General features: G+C 69.5%; 13 protein-coding genes. 6 read left to right on the top strand and 7 right to left on the bottom strand.

All coding sequences use genetic code 11. From position 1 onward, the window contains the following. Positions 1–69: 69 nt before the first annotated feature. Entirely contained in the window at positions 70–996 is a 927-nt protein-coding gene (locus tag BDK92_RS24640; protein WP_121158840.1) for an ABC transporter ATP-binding protein, read from the bottom strand. A 54-nt stretch (positions 997–1,050) separates the two neighbouring features. On the opposite strand from BDK92_RS24640, the gene BDK92_RS24635 reads away from it, so the two are divergent. Continuing rightward, complete coding sequence (locus BDK92_RS24635; RefSeq protein WP_121158839.1) at positions 1,051–2,151, top strand: ATP-binding cassette domain-containing protein; 1,101 nt, start codon at positions 1,051–1,053, stop codon at positions 2,149–2,151. Next, positions 2,148–3,143 (top strand): ABC transporter permease, encoded by a 996-nt coding sequence (locus BDK92_RS24630; RefSeq protein WP_121158838.1) that lies wholly within the window; start codon positions 2,148–2,150, stop codon positions 3,141–3,143. Before BDK92_RS24635 ends, BDK92_RS24630 begins: the two co-directional genes overlap by 4 nt. A 75-nt stretch (positions 3,144–3,218) precedes the next feature. Here BDK92_RS24630 and BDK92_RS24625 read toward each other — a convergent pair whose 3' ends face one another. Together BDK92_RS24625 and BDK92_RS24620 are read right to left on the bottom strand one after the other, a co-directional pair. After that, complete coding sequence (locus BDK92_RS24625; RefSeq protein ID WP_425462316.1) at positions 3,219–4,370, bottom strand: IS30 family transposase; 1,152 nt, start codon at positions 4,368–4,370, stop codon at positions 3,219–3,221. Between the two features lie 151 nt (positions 4,371–4,521). After that, entirely contained in the window at positions 4,522–5,697 is a 1,176-nt protein-coding gene (locus BDK92_RS24620; protein ID WP_121158836.1) for an ROK family transcriptional regulator, read from the bottom strand. A gap of 175 nt (positions 5,698–5,872) precedes the next feature. Here BDK92_RS24620 and BDK92_RS24615 point away from each other — a divergent pair, with 175 nt between their 5' ends. Both BDK92_RS24615 and BDK92_RS24610 read left to right on the top strand, forming a co-directional pair. Then, positions 5,873–7,324, top strand: coding sequence for a glycoside hydrolase family 3 N-terminal domain-containing protein (locus BDK92_RS24615; protein ID WP_121158835.1), 1,452 nt, complete (start codon positions 5,873–5,875; stop codon positions 7,322–7,324). 89 nt (positions 7,325–7,413) lie between these two features. Continuing rightward, the gene (locus tag BDK92_RS24610; protein ID WP_121162542.1) at positions 7,414–8,190 is read left to right on the top strand and encodes a phosphatase PAP2 family protein; all 777 of its coding nucleotides are present in this window, start codon (positions 7,414–7,416) and stop codon (positions 8,188–8,190) included. Positions 8,191–8,491: 301 nt separating this feature from the next. Here BDK92_RS24610 and BDK92_RS24605 read toward each other — a convergent pair whose 3' ends face one another. From BDK92_RS24605 to BDK92_RS24595, 3 genes are all read right to left on the bottom strand, one after another. After that, the gene (locus BDK92_RS24605; protein ID WP_147457109.1) at positions 8,492–9,589 is read right to left on the bottom strand and encodes an Ig-like domain-containing protein; all 1,098 of its coding nucleotides are present in this window, start codon (positions 9,587–9,589) and stop codon (positions 8,492–8,494) included. A 73-nt stretch (positions 9,590–9,662) separates the two neighbouring features. Continuing rightward, positions 9,663–10,841 carry an Ig-like domain-containing protein gene (locus BDK92_RS24600; protein ID WP_147457108.1) on the bottom strand — a complete coding sequence of 393 codons (1,179 nt, stop codon included), beginning with the start codon at positions 10,839–10,841 and terminating at the stop codon, positions 9,663–9,665. A 225-nt stretch (positions 10,842–11,066) separates the two neighbouring features. Then, entirely contained in the window at positions 11,067–11,645 is a 579-nt protein-coding gene (locus tag BDK92_RS24595) for a hypothetical protein (RefSeq protein ID WP_121158832.1), read from the bottom strand. 650 nt (positions 11,646–12,295) lie between these two features. Between BDK92_RS24595 and BDK92_RS24590 the strand changes: the two genes are divergently transcribed. Together BDK92_RS24590 and BDK92_RS24585 are read left to right on the top strand one after the other, a co-directional pair. Then, complete coding sequence (locus tag BDK92_RS24590) at positions 12,296–12,940, top strand: GAF and ANTAR domain-containing protein (protein WP_121162541.1); 645 nt, start codon at positions 12,296–12,298, stop codon at positions 12,938–12,940. Positions 12,941–13,084: 144 nt separating this feature from the next. Beyond that, entirely contained in the window at positions 13,085–14,149 is a 1,065-nt protein-coding gene (locus BDK92_RS24585) for a pectate lyase family protein (protein ID WP_121158831.1), read from the top strand. Between the two features lie 66 nt (positions 14,150–14,215). On the opposite strand, the gene BDK92_RS24580 is transcribed toward BDK92_RS24585, so the two are convergent. Continuing rightward, positions 14,216–15,163 carry an AraC family transcriptional regulator gene (locus BDK92_RS24580; protein ID WP_121158830.1) on the bottom strand — a complete coding sequence of 316 codons (948 nt, stop codon included), beginning with the start codon at positions 15,161–15,163 and terminating at the stop codon, positions 14,216–14,218. Positions 15,164–15,260 lie beyond the last annotated feature (97 nt).

Below are 15,260 nucleotides of genomic sequence, written 5' to 3'. Positions count from 1 at the left end.
ACAAATCGACACTTGTCCGGATTGCTGACTGGATTGCTGACCGGCTCGGTCGAGGGCCGAGAGGAGAGATCAGGCGGCGCGCGCGGCGAACCGTTCGCCAACCCGCTCGACGGTGAGCGCCACCCCGAACGTACGGGTCAGGTTCTCGCCGGTGATCGTGTCACCGAGCAGGCCCTGCGCGACGACCCCACCCTCACGCAGCAACAGCGCGTGGGTGAAGCCCGGCGGGATCTCCTCGACGTGATGGGTGATCAGCACCAGCGCCGGTGCGTCCGGGTCACGGGCCAAGTTCGCCAGCCGGGTCACCAGGTCCTCGCGCCCGCCCAGGTCCAGACCGGCCGCCGGCTCGTCCAGCAGCAGCAACTCCGGATCGGTCATCAGTGCACGGGCGATCTGCACCCGCTTACGCTCCCCCTCGGAGAGGGTGCCGTAACGCCGGTCGGCCAGACCCGCCACCCCGAACTGCTCCAGCAGGGCACGCGCCCGTACCTCGTCCATCGCGTCGTAGCTCTCCCGCCACCGGCCCACCACCGACCAGGCCGCAGTCAGCACCACGTCGCGTACCGGTTCGTCGGCAGGGATGCGCTCGGCGAGACCGGCCGTGGTCAGGCCGATCCGGGTCCGCAGCTCCGCCATGTCGGTCCGGCCGATCCGCTCACCGAGCACCCGTACCGTCCCACTGGTCGGATGCGCCCGCCCACCGGCCAGGTTCAGCAGCGTCGTCTTGCCCGCGCCGTTCGGGCCGAGCACCACCCAGCGCTCGTCCAGCTCCACCCGCCAGCTCAGGTCGCGCAGCAGATGGGTGCCGGTACGCACCACATTCACCCCGGCGAGGTCGATCACCAGGTCGTCATCGGCCGGGTTCTGGGACGGACCGGCGGCAGCCGCACCGGCGACGTTGTGGACCAGCTCAGTAGGCACCCGACCATCCAACCACGCAGGTGTGGCGGGCTCCCACGGACGCCTCCCTGCCCGTAAGGTGAGGCGCCGTGTCATTGATCACGCTGAGGACCCGGAGACCCACATGAAGCGACGCGGCGAGGCGGGCGCGTGAGCGCGGTCATCGAGATTCAGGGATTACGCAAGACCTTCCGGCACCGGCGCGACCAGCCATGGGTCGCGCTGGACGGCTTCGACATGCTGGTCGAGACCGGTCAGGTGCACGGCTTCCTCGGGTCGAACGGGTCCGGCAAGACCACCACCCTGCGTACGCTCCTCGGCCTGGTACGCGCCGACGCCGGGCAGATGAGGGTGTTCGGCGAACCGTCGCCCGAGCGGCTGCCCGTGGTGGCGCCCCGGTTCGGTGCGATCGTCGAGAGCCCACAGTTCTTCGGCAACTTCACCGGCCGGCGTACCCTCCGCCTGCTCGCCACCGCCGGCGACGTACCACCGACCCGAGTGGACGAGGTCCTGGAACGGGTCGGTCTGCGGGACCGGGGCAACGACCGGGTCAGGGGCTACTCGCTCGGCATGAAACAGCGCCTCGCCGTCGCGTCGGCCCTGCTCAAGAACCCCGAACTGCTGATCCTCGACGAGCCGGCAAACGGCCTGGACCCGGCCGGCATCCGCGAGATGCGCGACCTGATGCGTGACCTCACCCGGGCCGGGGTCACCGTGCTCCTCTCCAGCCACATCCTCGCCGAGATCGAACTGATCTGCGACCACGTCACGATCATCTCCCGGGGACGCCGGGTCACCGCCGGACCGGTGACAGAAGTGCTCGCCGGCTTCGACCAGGGCGAATACCGGGTACGGGTCGACGACCAGGCCCGCGCCGCCGAGGTGATCGAGGCGGCCGGCCACCCCCTGGTGATCCACCCCGAACACCTGGTGGTCGGCGGTGTGACCGATCCCGCCGCGCTCACCCGGGCCCTCGGCGAACAGGACCTCTGGGTACGCGAGCTGACCCCACTCACCCCGGACCTGGAGAGCGTCTTCCTCGAACTGACCGGCACCGTCCCACGACCCGGCATCCCACACCAGCTCGACGACTCCGTACGCCCCCGGCGGGCCGACCTGGACCACGACGGGCCGGAAGCGGAAATCGAACTCGGCCTGGCGACCGTCCACCCGGCACCCGCCGACGCGAGGGCGGCCGCCCTCGCCGGAACCGGACCGGCGGCCACCACCGATGAGGAGACGAAGGCGTGAACCTGGTCCAGGCCGAGCTGGAACGACTGGCGTCGCGCCGCTTCGTCCAACTCATGCTGGCGCTGCTGATCGCCGCGTTCACGGTGACCGTCGCCACCACCGTCTCCGGCTCGCACAAGCCCGACGCGGCGGAACTCTCCCACGCGCAGACCCAGGTGCAGCGTGAACTTGACGAGGACGAACGCCGGCTGGCGGCGTGCCGGCTGGCCAACCGTCCGGGCGCGTCCGAGGACGAACGGGCCAGGTATCCGCGCGACTGCGACACGATCCCGCTCGACCGGCCCCAGATCGAGGACTTCCTGAACGGGGTCTTCGTCTTCGAGCGACAGATCCGGGGACTGGTCTACTTCCTGATCACATTCCTGGCGCTCTTCGGTTTCCTGGTCGGTGCCTCCTACATCGGCGCCGACCTGACCTCCGGCGGCATGACCAACCTGCTGCTCTGGCGACCCCAGCGGCTCACCGTGCTCGGCACCAAACTGGGCACACTGCTCGGTGCCGTATTCGGGGTGTCGGTCGTGGCGTCACTGCTCTTCGTCAGCGCGTTCTGGCTGGTCGCCGAGGTACGCGGGATCACCGGCACGTTGGACGTGGACTTCTGGAGCTACCTCCTGCCGACCCTCATCCGGGGCTGGGTGCTGACCCTGATGGTGACCGCGATCGGCTTCACGATCGCCGTACTGGGTCGGCACACCGCCGCCGCGCTCGGCGTGCTCGCCGCGTACGCGGTGCTCTGGGAGGGCGGCGGGCGGATCGTGATGGAGATCATCGACGCGCCGCGCCCGGACATGTGGATGCTCTCCACCTACATCGGCGCCTGGCTGCTCGGCCAGGTCCAGCTCAGCGCCACCGCGGCGAACTGCCAGGAGATGTACTGCCCACCGGTGTTGTACGCGGTCAACTGGCCGATCGGTCTGCTGGTGCTCTCGCTCGTCGTGGCCGCCTTCGTCGCCGGCTCGTTCGCCTCCTTCCGCAAACGCGACCTCGTCTGACCACCCGCCGCTACGCGGGTAAGGAAGGGCCCCTTGTTAACGCGGCGGATTCCAGGGGTCGTTGCAACACGATGGCTAGCCGGTGACGGCTAGGAGCTTAGCGAGACGCTCGGCTGGGGTGTCCCAGCCGAGCGTTTTGCGTGGTCGGCCGTTGAGTTCGGCGGCGACGGCGGCGAGGTGTTCCGGGCTGTGGGTGGACAGGTCGGTGCCTTTGGGGAAGTACTGGCGGAGTAGTCCGTTGGTGTTCTCGTTCGAGCCGCGTTGCCAGGGTGAGTGCGGGTCACAGAAGTAGACCGGCATGTCGGTGGCCATGGTGAACTCGTGGTGTAGTGCCATCTCGCCGCCCTGGTCCCAGGTCAGGGAGCGTTTCAGGTGGGTGGGCAGGGTGTTCATCGTGGCGAGTAGGCCGTCGCGGACGTGGTCGGCGGTCCGGTCGTGGCCCAGGTGCACGAGCAGGACGTAGCGGGTGGCGCGTTCGACGAGGGTGCCGATCGCGGAGGTACTGTCCTTGCCGATGATCAGGTCGCCTTCCCAGTGTCCGGGCACGGCCCGGTCCTCGACCTCGGCCGGCCGGTCACTGATCATGAGCATCGGTGCGACGAAACGGGTCTGACGTTGCCCTGGCTGCCGGCGGGGTCGACGCACGGCGCGTCCGGTCCGCAGGGCCGCGGTGAGTTCACGGCGTAACTCGCCACGGCCCTGGACGTAGAGCGCCTGGTAAATCGTCTCGTGAGACACGTGCAACTCGCTTCGCTCGGGGAAGTCCCTGCGGAGCCGACAGCTGATCTGCTCGGGACTGTGTCTGAGATCCAGCATTCCCTGCACCAGGTCGCGTAGCTCGGGGTGGGCGGCGATCTTGCCGGGCTTCGGACGTGGACGCCGACTGTCAGCACGCTCCTGCGCGGCGTAGGGCCGGTAAACACCACTACCCGGATGACGATTACGGCGTATCTCCCGGCTGATCGTGCACGCCGGACGGCCCAACTCCACCGCGATCGCCGCCTGCGACGCACCCTCACGAAGCCGGTCCGCGATCACGATCCTCTCGTCCTGCGACAAGTAGCGGGCCGACCCAGACGAAGGCCGGACGGCAGAGCCTCGATCGCCCTGCCACCCGGCCTTCGTCTGGCTTTCCCTGCCATACCGCCAGCGGTGACCGGTCCTCCGGTTGATCCCCACCAGGCGACACGCCTCACTCGTACCCACACCCCGCGCCACAAGATCCAAATATGCCTGACGTTCGGCACGGAGTTGCTTACGACCCTGCGACCGACGATCCGAACGGCTCTCGAACACTGCAACCCCTGAAACACTCAGGCGTTGCAACGATCCCCAGAACCCGAGCGCATAGCGTTAACAAGGGGCCCTTCCTTACCCGTCAGCCGACGGTGGAGCCGAACACCTCGTCCCGGACCGCGTCGAGGGCGGTACGCAGTGCGCCGCGCAGCACCGGTTCCTCGGTCAGTTCGGTCACCACCACGCGGGGCGTGACCAGGGTGATCGCGGCTACCTCGTGCTGGACCCGTTCGGCGAGCGCGCTCCCGCCGGCCTGACCGACCTCGCCGGCCAGCACCACCAACGGCGGGTCGAGTACGACGCAGGTGCTGGCCACCCCGAGCGCCAGCCGGCGGGCCAGCTCGTCCAGGACCGGTCCACCCTCGGTGCCGGCGGCGATCGCCGCCCGTACCGCGTCGCCGGCTGTCGGCGCCCGGAAGCCGTGCTCGCGGGCGATCACCCGGACCGCGTCGGCGGCGGCGAGCTGCTGGAACGCGGGCTTGGCCCGGCGCGAGACGTCACGTGGGATGGTCGCGCCGGGGACCGGCAGGTAGCCGATCTCGCCCGCCGCGCCGGTGCTGCCGTGGTGCAGCCGGCCGCCCAGCACGATCGCCAGGCCGACGCCGACGCCGACCCAGACCAGGACGAAGTCGTCCACACCTCGGGCCGCACCGGACTGCGCCTCGGCGAGCGCGGCGAGGTTGACGTCGTTCTCGAAGACGACCGGGGTGTGCAGGTCCTCCCGGAGGGCGGCGAGTAGTCCCCGGTGCCAGCGCGGCAGGTTGAACGCGAAGGTGATGTCGCCGGTGGCCGGGTCGACCAGACCGGGGGTGCCGAGCACCACCCGTCGTACGCTCTCCAGCGACGCTCCGGCGCTGCTGACCGTACGGACCACCGCGTTGTGCACGAGGCCGACCGGGTCGTCGGTGTCCCGGGTGGACTGTTCGACCCGACCGATGACCTTGCCGGTGATGTCGGCGCAGGCGGCGACCACCCGGTCCGGGCCCACGTCCACTCCGACCACGTGCGCGCTGCCCGGTTCCACCGCGTAGAGCTGGGCGTTCGGTCCACGACCGCCGGCCTGCTCGCCGACCCGGACGACCAGCCCGCGTTCCTCCAGCCGTTCCACCAGTTGTGAGGCGGTCACCTTGGAGAGCCCGGTCAACTCCCCGAGCTGCGCCCGGGTCAGCGGCCCCTGCGCGAGCAGCAGTTCGAGCGCCGCGCGGTCGTTGAGCGCGCGCAGCAGCCGGGGCGTACCGGGTAGTCGGGTGGTGGCCATCAGGTCCCCTAATTATTAGTAAAGTTTGTTATTAGATGGTCTAGCCTTTACCGAGTAGCCGTAGCGTAACGGCCCGTCGGTACCCCGTCGGTAAGCCGACAGGGCACCGCCTGGTCACGAGATGGCCCTGTCTGGTGCGACACTCGGACCAGGGGGGCCGCGAAGAGGAGACAACGTGGGGACTGATCCTGGACTCCGCCGGTTGGCACTGCGTACGTTGCTCGCCGCCTTCCCGGGCAGCGCGCCACCGGACTGGGCACTGCGCTTGATCGCCGACGGGCTCGCCGGTCACACCCTGTTCGGGCGCAACGTGACCGATCCCGCCCAGGTCGCGGCGAGCACCGCCGCGCTGCGAGCGATCCGCCCTGACGTCCTGATCGCGATCGACGAGGAGGGCGGCGACGTCACTCGCCTGGCCCACGCCACCGGCAGCCCGTACCCGGGCAACGCCGCCCTCGGCGCGGTCAACGACGTCGGCCTGACCCGTCGGGTCTACCAGGCGATCGGCGCCGAACTGGCCGCGCTCGGGATCAACGTCAACCTGGCCCCCACCGTCGACGTGAACAGCGCCGACGACAACCCGATCATCGGCACCCGCTCGTTCGGCGCCGACCCGGTCCGGGTCGCCGCGCACTCCGCCGCTGCCGTCGCCGGCCTCCAGTCGGCCGGCGTGGCCGCCTGCGCCAAGCACTTCCCCGGCCACGGTGCCACCATCTCCGACTCGCACTACGGGCTGCCCACCGTCGACGTACCCCTGGACCTGCTCCGGGTCCGCGACCTGCCGCCGTTCGCCGCGGTGGTCGCGGCCGACGCCAAGGCGATCATGACCGCGCACATCCGGGTGCCGGCGTTGACCGGTGAGGGGCCGGCCACGTTCAGCCGGGCCGTCCTGGTCGACCTGCTCCGCCGGGAGTACGGCTTCGCCGGCGTGGTCATCACCGACGCCCTGGAGATGAAGGGCGCCGCGCAGGCCGCCGGCGGGATCGGGCCGGCCGCCGTCCGCGCCCTGGACGCCGGGGCGGACCTGCTCTGCATCGGCGCCGACGTGGACGCCGCCCTGGTCGAGGAGGTGGCCGAGGCGATCGTCGCCGCGATCGGCGACGGCCGGCTCGCGGTCGCACGGGTCGAGGAGGCGGCCGGACGCGCCGACGCGCTCGCCGCCTGGACCCGGGCCGGCACGACCGCCGAGATCACCGCGTCCAACCTGGGGTACGCCGCGGCGAAACGCGCGGTACGGGTCGAGGGCGTCCTCTCCGGTCTGGAGAGTCCGCTCGTGCTGCAACTCGTCTCCGCCTCCACGATCGCCGAGGGGCGTGTGCCGTGGGGGCTCGGGCCGCACCTGGACGGCACCGAGAGCCTGCCGGTGGTGGCCGCCGAGACCGAACCTGCCGCTCTGGTCGAACTGGCCGGTGGGCGGCCGATCGTGCTGGTCGGTCGACACGTGCACCGGCTGGCCGGCGCGGCCGAACTGGTCGAGACGCTCGCCGCCCGGCACCCGGTGACCGTGGTCGAGATGGGCTGGCCGTCGACCTGGCGGCCGGTGGGCGTACGCGCCTTCGTCACCACGTACGGCGCCAGCCACGCCAACGGGTGGGCCGCCGCCGAGACTCTCGGCCTGGCCGGCTGAGGCGTACCGGCACCACTGACCTTCGTCAGATCGCGACACCGACCATCAGCGGAAGACTTTGGCCACTCTCCGTTCATACAGTGTTCACCATGACGGAGCGGGCACGGTCGACGGCACGGTCAGCGCACTCGAACGGCACGGCGGGCGGCACACCCGCCCGTCGTGCCGGCAGCGGTGCACTCCGACTCGCGGTGGCGGTGACGCTGACCGTGGCGGGGGCCGGGCTGATCGGCTGGCTCTCGCCCGGCGGGTTGGGTCACCCCGGGCCGATCGAGATCACGAGGGGCACCTCCGCGACCGGCTACCGATTCATGGTCGACGCGATGGCCGGCACCCCCGGCTGGTGGCACCGGGTGGTCGAGGTCAGCACCGACGCCGCCCTGCTGATCCTGCTCGGGCTGCTCGTCGGACTTGCCTGGATCGGGCACGTACGCGACCGCCGCCTGCTGGCCGGCGCGGTGCTGACCCTCGTCGCCACGGCCGGCGCGTACGCGCTGAGCGAAGGGCTGAAGCTGGTGGTGGACCAGGAACGGCCCTGCCGGGCGATGACCGGGGTGGAGTCGATCACCCGCTGTCCCGACGTCGGGGACTGGTCCTTCCCCAGCAATCACGCGACCATCGCCGGGGCGCTCGCGGTCGGGTTGGCCGTGGTCGTGCCTCGACTGGCGCTGTTCACCCTGCCGCTGGCCGGGGCGACGGCGTTGCTGCGGGTGGTGGCCGGCGTCCACTACCCACATGATGTGCTGGCCGGGCTGACGCTCGGCGGAGTGCTGGCCGTGGCCACGGTGGCGGTCGCGCTCCACCCGACCGCGCGACTGCTGTACGCGCTACGCCTGGCACCCGCGCCGGCGCCGACAGAAACCTGATGGCCCCCAGGTACGCATTTGCTCGTCAAGTCCCCCGAACGGACATTTTGGACGGCTCTCGCGCGGGCTTGAAAGCGTCCGCCCGGATTCGTAGCGTTACCACTGGTCAGAGCGTCCAGCGAACGCCACACCGCACGCTCCCGCACGACTCCCGGAACTTCGACCTGGGGAGGATGCGGACCGTGGGCCCGGACGGGTCCACGGTCCGCGCCACGAACAGCCCTGCGTCCCGTTTCCCTCGTAACTGTTCGGATCGGTGGAGGTCGAAAGGTGGGACGGGTGGTCACGCGACCGCCCCTGGTCAGAACCGGATGGAGACGGCGGCGGTGTCGGTGCGCCCGTCGATGGTCAACCGGTAGGTGAACTTGTCGGTCGAGCCGTGCCCGGGGTCCGGTGTGTAGACCACCGTGCGCCGGCTGGTGACCTGCACCGTGCCATGGCTCGGCGGAGTCGCGATGGTGACCGTCGCGCTGCTGGGCGCGATGTCGTTGGCGAGCACTTGGATGTCCACCTTCTTGGTGCCGGTGGTCGAGGCGGTGTCGTCGTTGGCGATCGGCGCCTTGCCGAACGCACCACGACCGTCGCCGATGTGGTGCGCCACCGCCCCGGTCGCGATGTTGCGGGTGGTCACGTCGGGAGAGCCGTCCCCGTTGTCGTCCCCCACACTGGCCGTCCACCGGGTCGTGCCGGTGGCGCTGCGTTCGAGGTGCACCACCGTGCCACTACTGAGCAGCACCACCACGCCGGACGAGGCGTCGTCGCAGCCCTGCTCATAGGTGATCACCGCGTCCGACGCGCCGTTGCGGTTGACGTCGGCCAGCTTGACGGCCAGGCCGCTGCCGCAGAACCGCATCGGGCCCGCGGTGAGGTGTCCGACCGGGTCGTTCAGGTAGGTGGCGAACATCCGGTCGGCGTTGGACCACTCGTAGATGTCCCGGTTCAGGTCACCGTTAAAATTCGCCGACCCTATGTACTCGGGCCGGGGTAGGGCGACAAAGCCGTCCGCCGGACTGAAGTTCTCCAGTACCAGCAGATCGACGTCACTTCCGGCGGGCCGGCCACGGGACCACCCCACCAGCAGGTCGACCGAGCCGTCCCCGGCAAGATCGAGGACGGTGCCGACATCGGGGCAGTCGTCGGGCGTACCCGCGCCCGGGGGGTCGGTGTAGAAGTAGGCGGTCGGCGGGTCGAACCCGCCGCCCAACCGGCCCGACTCCAGCACCACGCCGCATTCGTCCGGGCCGACGTCGACCAGGGCGACCCGGTCGGCCACACCGTCACCGGTCAGGTCTCCGGTGATGTAGGCACCCGGTCCGGCGGCCCGAGCGACACCAGGAACGCCACCCACCGCCGCCATCGTCGTCACCGCGGCCACCAGGGCGATACGTCTTCTCCACATAGCTCCTCCAATCCAGATCTCTGGTCAACTTGCTCGGCGATCGGAATACCGCCGTCACCCAGGGCGACGGTGGTCAGACGCCCGGCGATCGAGCGGTTTCGGTGCTGTTGGGTACGACCGCGGGTGCGCCGGTCGACCGGGCGGGCGTGAGCCGGAGTTCGACGACAACCGGGGCGACGGCGACCTTGCCGTCGTCGATCACCCGGTAGCTGAAGGTGTCCTGGGTCGCCGGAGGTGTCGCCGGGGGGATGTAGACCAGGGTCTTCTGGGGCGTGATCTCGACCCGGCCGTACCGTGGCGGCGTGTCGATCTCCACCCGCGCGGCGACCGTCACCGCGTCGTTTGCCAGCACCGGGATGGGCATCGGTACGGGTGCGGTGACCACGGCGACATCCGGTGCCGGGGTGGGCGCCACAAGGAACCTGGCCGGCGGACGGACCAGATAGTGCGACACCTCACCGGTCACCTCGTTCACGGTGCGGACGTCCGGTCTGCCGTCCAGGTCGGCGTCCACGATTGCGCTGCTCCAGACCAGCTCGCCGGTCGGGTCCTCCACCAGGTAGTCCGCGTCGCCGTCGGGGAAGAGCACGGCCACGCCGGACTGGGGGGCACCGCAGCGCTCGTAGTAGGACATCACCACCTCGGTGGCCCGGTCCCCGGTGAAGTCGGCCAGTAACGGCGCCTGGACCGGGGTGGCGCAGAACCGCAGTTCTCCCGGGGCCAGACCCCCGTCCGGGGTGTTCAGGAGGGTGGTGATCCCCTCACCCTGGTCGGTCCACTCGTACACATCCTTGCGCCCGTCCCCGTTGAAGTCGGCCACGTCGATGTGACTGGGCTGATACAGCCCGTCGATCCCGCCCGAGGGGCGGAAGTCCCGCAGGATCAGCAGATCGTGTTCCACCCCGATCGGGCGCCCGGCGAACCATCCGACGACGATCTCCATGGAGCCATTCCGGCCGAGGTCGACCAGCGTCCCGATGTCCGGGCACTGGAGGACCGCCCCGGCTCCGGCGGGGTTGGGATAGGCGTACAACTTCGGGCTCTGGTAACCACCACCCGCCTTTCCCAGTTGCACCAGGACCGCACACCTGTCCGGTGGTGCCGAGGTGAGCCGGGCAAGGTCCGTACGCCGGTCCCCGTTCAGGTCGCCGTACAAAGTCTGTCCCGCCCCGGCCGCCAGGGCGGGAGCCGCACCACAGAGCGCGGTCACGGTGGCGGCCACGGCCACAATGGCAATACGTCTTCCCCACATGATGTTTTCCTTTCGCCTCCGCACATCCATTACGGCGGCTGACTCATATCTGTACGTTAAATCCGAGTCAAGAGCATCCGCCACCAGGTGACCGCTTTTTGACAAACGCACTTCACAGGTCTCAAAATTGGGCACGGAATTACCCCGATCCACGCCGCGACCGCAACATGAACGAGCTTCACCGGGCGCCGGCCGAAATGGTTTGCCAGCTATCGCCAGCCGTCGTCAATCGCGATCTGAACTAACATGCCGGTCGACCTGCCGCAGCCCGTCCAGCTTCCCCACGATCTGTCCGGCACCCCAGAGGGAGACGACCGGAATGGCGGCGATGGACACCCCCGCGAGCGTGGCGGCCGTACCGGGAGCGGCGAACAGCGCGACCGCGTACATGCTGGCGGCGGTTGCCAGCAGGATCAGCGAGCCGAGCTGCAGCGCGAGACCCACCGCCAGGTCACCGCGCCAGACGATGCCGACCAGACCGATGATGCCGATGAACACGAGGCCGACGTGCCAGATCGACCGCATGAGCGCGGGCATGGCGTCAATGGTCGACGGCGCGCCGACCGACATGACGAGCATCGCCGTTCCACACACCACCGTGGCGGCCAGCAGGACCGTCCCGGACCGACGCCAACCAGACTTCATCGTCGCGGCGACTGGTTTTTGGTGCTCGGGGCGGGGCGTGGAATCAGCCGCGGCGACCGCCACCGCGGTCATCGATGAAGAGCTGCCGGGATTCGACAACCAGTCGGCGGTGAATGTTCCTTCATTGATGTGGTTCTCGAAGATTGACTTGTCGTCCATGGTGTCATCCTTCCGCCCGGCATCACCCTGGAGGGCCGAACGAACTCGCACGAGGATCGGACCAGAACTGGTCACAGTGTCGATGTTGCGCGCCTGATTTCCGGACACCCCGGGGCAACCAGAAATGGACGGTCGTCGTCGACCGTCGTCGCAACGCGATCATGGGGGCACGGCGACATCGCTAAGCCGGCATACTGGCGATACCAATACCTTCGTCGATACAGGCGGACACGCAATCCGGCGCCACCTGACCCGGCACGACAACAGGGTGCTTAGCGTTGATGAATAGTAGACACGGCGCCGACTGCTTGACGCGCGCCGGGTTCCAGTCCTACCCCAGTCGCGGGTAGGTCACAGGGTCCCACCTTCGGAAACTTTTTCATTGCCGAGGTCTGGGGCAACATCCAATGATGGATATGACCACGTTATCCCAGCTCAGGGGCGCGGTCAACAAGTCCTGCTGAAGTTGGCGCGGGCGATTCGACCAGCCGCGCGGATCTCGAGATGTATCGTTCCCCTGGCTCTGCTGATGTCGCTCACCACTCCGGCGGCGCCTCTGATCAACCGGAAAGTGCGCCCATGTCGATGTCCTCACAGGCACATTCCGGCCCGACCCGGCAACCAGGCTGCGATGTGATCAAGGCGTGGCCATGAATCGCCCGGCGGACCGATGGGTACGGGCGTTCGCGGCGATCGCCGACCAACCGGAGCCGGACGCCGAGCCGGACAACTTCGTGCCACCGGCCACGGCGGCGGGATTCCGCTCGGTGCACGCCTTTCCGCTCCGTCTTCGTTCACAGGTCATCGGCGCGCTCAACGTCTTCGGCACGAGCACGAACCAACTCGGAAGCGACGACATCCCCATCGTGCAGGCACTGGCCGACCTGGCGTCGATCGCCATCCTGCACGAACGTGCCATCTCCCGGGGCGAGGAACTCAGCGCACAACTTCAGAGCGCGCTGAACAGCCGGGTCACCATCGAACAGGCAAAGGGAGCCATCGCCCAGCGGGACGGCGTCAGTGTGGACGAGGCGTTCGCCCGCATCCGCCGCCACGCCCGGTCCACCAACCAGCGGCTGATCGAGGTCTCCCGGACCATCGTCACCGACCTGGCCAGCATCCCCGACTGCCGGGGGCCAGTTTTCCCGCGACGGTGCGGGCGCACTCCGGCGAGCGCGTCACCATCGCGGGCAACCGTTCACCGTCGCCGGGATAGCCGTCACGGCGGCACGGGAACCGATGGTGTTCACCAGCCACGGCGGACCGGGTCGGGCAGACAACCACCGCTTCATTGACGAGCCTCGTTTTATCGCCGTATGGTGAGATGCAAGGAAAGCGCTTTCCTTCGCCGCCCGGACCCGTCCCGGTCCGGGTGACACCCGCCCCGGCCTCCGGTCCGTCGCCCGACAGCAGCCCCGGACCGAGAAAGAAGCGCTGGAATGAACTCATCCACCACCACCCGCTCCTCTTCCCGCCCCCGCCCGCTCACCCTGGTCGCCGGCCTCGTCACAGTCCTGGTCAGCACGCTGATCAGCGCAGGCGGCCCGGCCCAGGCCCGCCCGCACACCACCGTCGACGACTCCTCGCACCGCGTCGCCGGAGCCACGAACGCGCTGGCCGACACCCCGATCGGATTCGCCTCGGTGAACGCCCTCGGCTTCAACGGCACCACCGGTGGCGCTGGCGGACCCACCGTCACCGTCACCACCGGCGCCGCCCTGGAGGACTACGTCGGGCGGGCCGGGCCGTACGTCATCCGGGTCTCCGGCCGGATCCAGATCTCCGACATGGTCACCGTGGTCGCCAACAAGAGCATCCTCGGCGTGGGCAGCACCGCCGAGATCACCGGCGGCGGCCTCCAACTCGGCTCCACCACCCGGCCGGGCAACAACGTCATCATCCGCAACATCAGGTTCACCGGCGCCGAGGACGACTCGATCAGCGTCACCAACAAGGCCCACCACGTCTGGATCGACCACAACGACCTCTCCGACGGGTACGACGGTCTGCTCGACATCAAACGCGAGTCGGACTACGTCACCGTGTCGTGGAACCACTTCCACCACCACAGCAAGTCGAGCCTGGTCGGGCACTCGGACAACTACCCGGCCGACATCGGCAAGCTGCGGGTCACGTACCACCACAACTTCTTCGACGGCACCGACCAGCGACACCCCCGGGTGCGCTTCGCCGACCCGGTGCACGTGTTCAACAACTACTACCGGAACAACGCTCTCTACGGCATAGCGTCGACCGAGAACGCCGGCCTGATGGTGGAGGGCAACTACTTCGAGAACGTGGCCCATCCGATCTACGTCGGTTACGACAAGAGCGGACCGGGCCGCGTGGTCGAACGGAACAACCGCTACGTCAACTCCGGTGCGCCGCAGACCGCCGGCACGGTGGTCGAGCCCCGGACCTACTACCCGTACACCGTGGACGATCCGGCAACGGTGCCGGCCACCGTCTCGGCCGGTGTGGGCGTGGGCAGGATCGGCCTCTGAGCCGCCGCCCGCCGCGGCCGGGCCGGGTCCGGGGCGACACCGTCCCGGACCCGTCCGCCGGCCGGTTCAGCATCCGCTCCCTGCCGGTCCCTGGAGGCGGTACTCAGCCGGGGAAAGTCCGCGAACCCGCTTGAACGCCGCGCTGAGCGCGAACGGGCTGCCGTAACCCACCCGGCGGGCCACCGAACCGATCGTCGCGTCCGGCTCCCGCAACAGGTCGGCGGCGAGCGCCAGCCGCCAGCCGGTCAGATAGGCCATCGGCGGCTCCCCGACGAGGTCGGTGAAGCGACGGGCCAGTGCCGCCCGGGACACCCCGGTCCCGGCGGCCAACTCCGCCACCGTCCACGACCGTGCCGGGTCCTCGTGCAGCAACCGCAGCGCCCGCCCCACCACCGGGTCGCCGTGCGCCCGGAACCACGCCGGCGCCGCCGACGGACGGGAGAACCAGGCCCGGAGTACGGCGATCAGCAGCAGGTCGAGCAGCCGGTCGAGGACCACCTCCTGACCCGGTTCGTCCCTGGTCATCTCCTCGGCAAGCAGGCCCACCAGCGGGCTGTGCCACGCCTCGCCGGGCAGCACCAGCAGGTCCGGCAGCGCCCGCAACAGCCGCCGGCTCACCTCCCCCTCGAACTGGTACGTGCCGCTGAGCAGCACCGCCGCACCGTCGGCGCGCTCGCCCCAGGTGCGTACGCCGAGGTCCATCACCTCGCAGAGCTCGTCGCCGCCCGGGCTGGTGCTCCGCTCGCCCGGATGGATCACCGCACGCGGCCGGGTGGCCGGATCGTCGACGACGGTGTACGGCTCCGGCCCCCGCCGGATGGCCACGTCGCCGGGGCGCAGCCGGACCGGTTCGCCCCGCTCGGGCAGCACCCACGCCGTACCGCGTTGCATCGACATCAGGGTCAGCGGTGCGCCGTCCTGGATCCGTACCGCCCAGGGTGGGTCGAAGACCGAACGGATCAGGAACGCACCGCGTGCCCTCGGCCCGTCCAGCAACCCGGCGAGTGCGTCCATACGGGCCAGGCTAGCGCCGGGCGAGCGGTGACGTGGACGCCGACGTATGGGGGCGAGAGCCTGACGGATTCCCGCTGCCGTTGTGCCCGGGTTGACT

Source organism: Micromonospora pisi, assembly GCF_003633685.1.
GTDB lineage: Bacteria > Actinomycetota > Actinomycetes > Mycobacteriales > Micromonosporaceae > Micromonospora_G > Micromonospora_G pisi.
This window is presented reverse-complemented; position numbering and strand designations above follow the sequence as displayed.

Excerpts from the sequence above, each read along its gene's own strand:
- BDK92_RS24640 (WP_121158840.1), bottom strand. The coding sequence starts at position 996 with ATGACACGGCGCCTCACCTTACGGGCAGGGAGGCGTCCGTGGGAGCCC.
- BDK92_RS24590 (WP_121162541.1), top strand. The coding sequence starts at position 12,296 with ATGAATCGCCCGGCGGACCGATGGGTACGGGCGTTCGCGGCGATCGCC.
- BDK92_RS24605 (WP_147457109.1), bottom strand. The coding sequence starts at position 9,589 with ATGTGGAGAAGACGTATCGCCCTGGTGGCCGCGGTGACGACGATGGCG.
- BDK92_RS24620 (WP_121158836.1), bottom strand. The coding sequence starts at position 5,697 with ATGGCCACCACCCGACTACCCGGTACGCCCCGGCTGCTGCGCGCGCTC.
- BDK92_RS24580 (WP_121158830.1), bottom strand. The coding sequence starts at position 15,163 with ATGGACGCACTCGCCGGGTTGCTGGACGGGCCGAGGGCACGCGGTGCG.
- BDK92_RS24595 (WP_121158832.1), bottom strand. The coding sequence starts at position 11,645 with ATGGACGACAAGTCAATCTTCGAGAACCACATCAATGAAGGAACATTC.
- BDK92_RS24585 (WP_121158831.1), top strand. The coding sequence starts at position 13,085 with ATGAACTCATCCACCACCACCCGCTCCTCTTCCCGCCCCCGCCCGCTC.
- BDK92_RS24600 (WP_147457108.1), bottom strand. The coding sequence starts at position 10,841 with ATGTGGGGAAGACGTATTGCCATTGTGGCCGTGGCCGCCACCGTGACC.
- BDK92_RS24610 (WP_121162542.1), top strand. The coding sequence starts at position 7,414 with ATGACGGAGCGGGCACGGTCGACGGCACGGTCAGCGCACTCGAACGGC.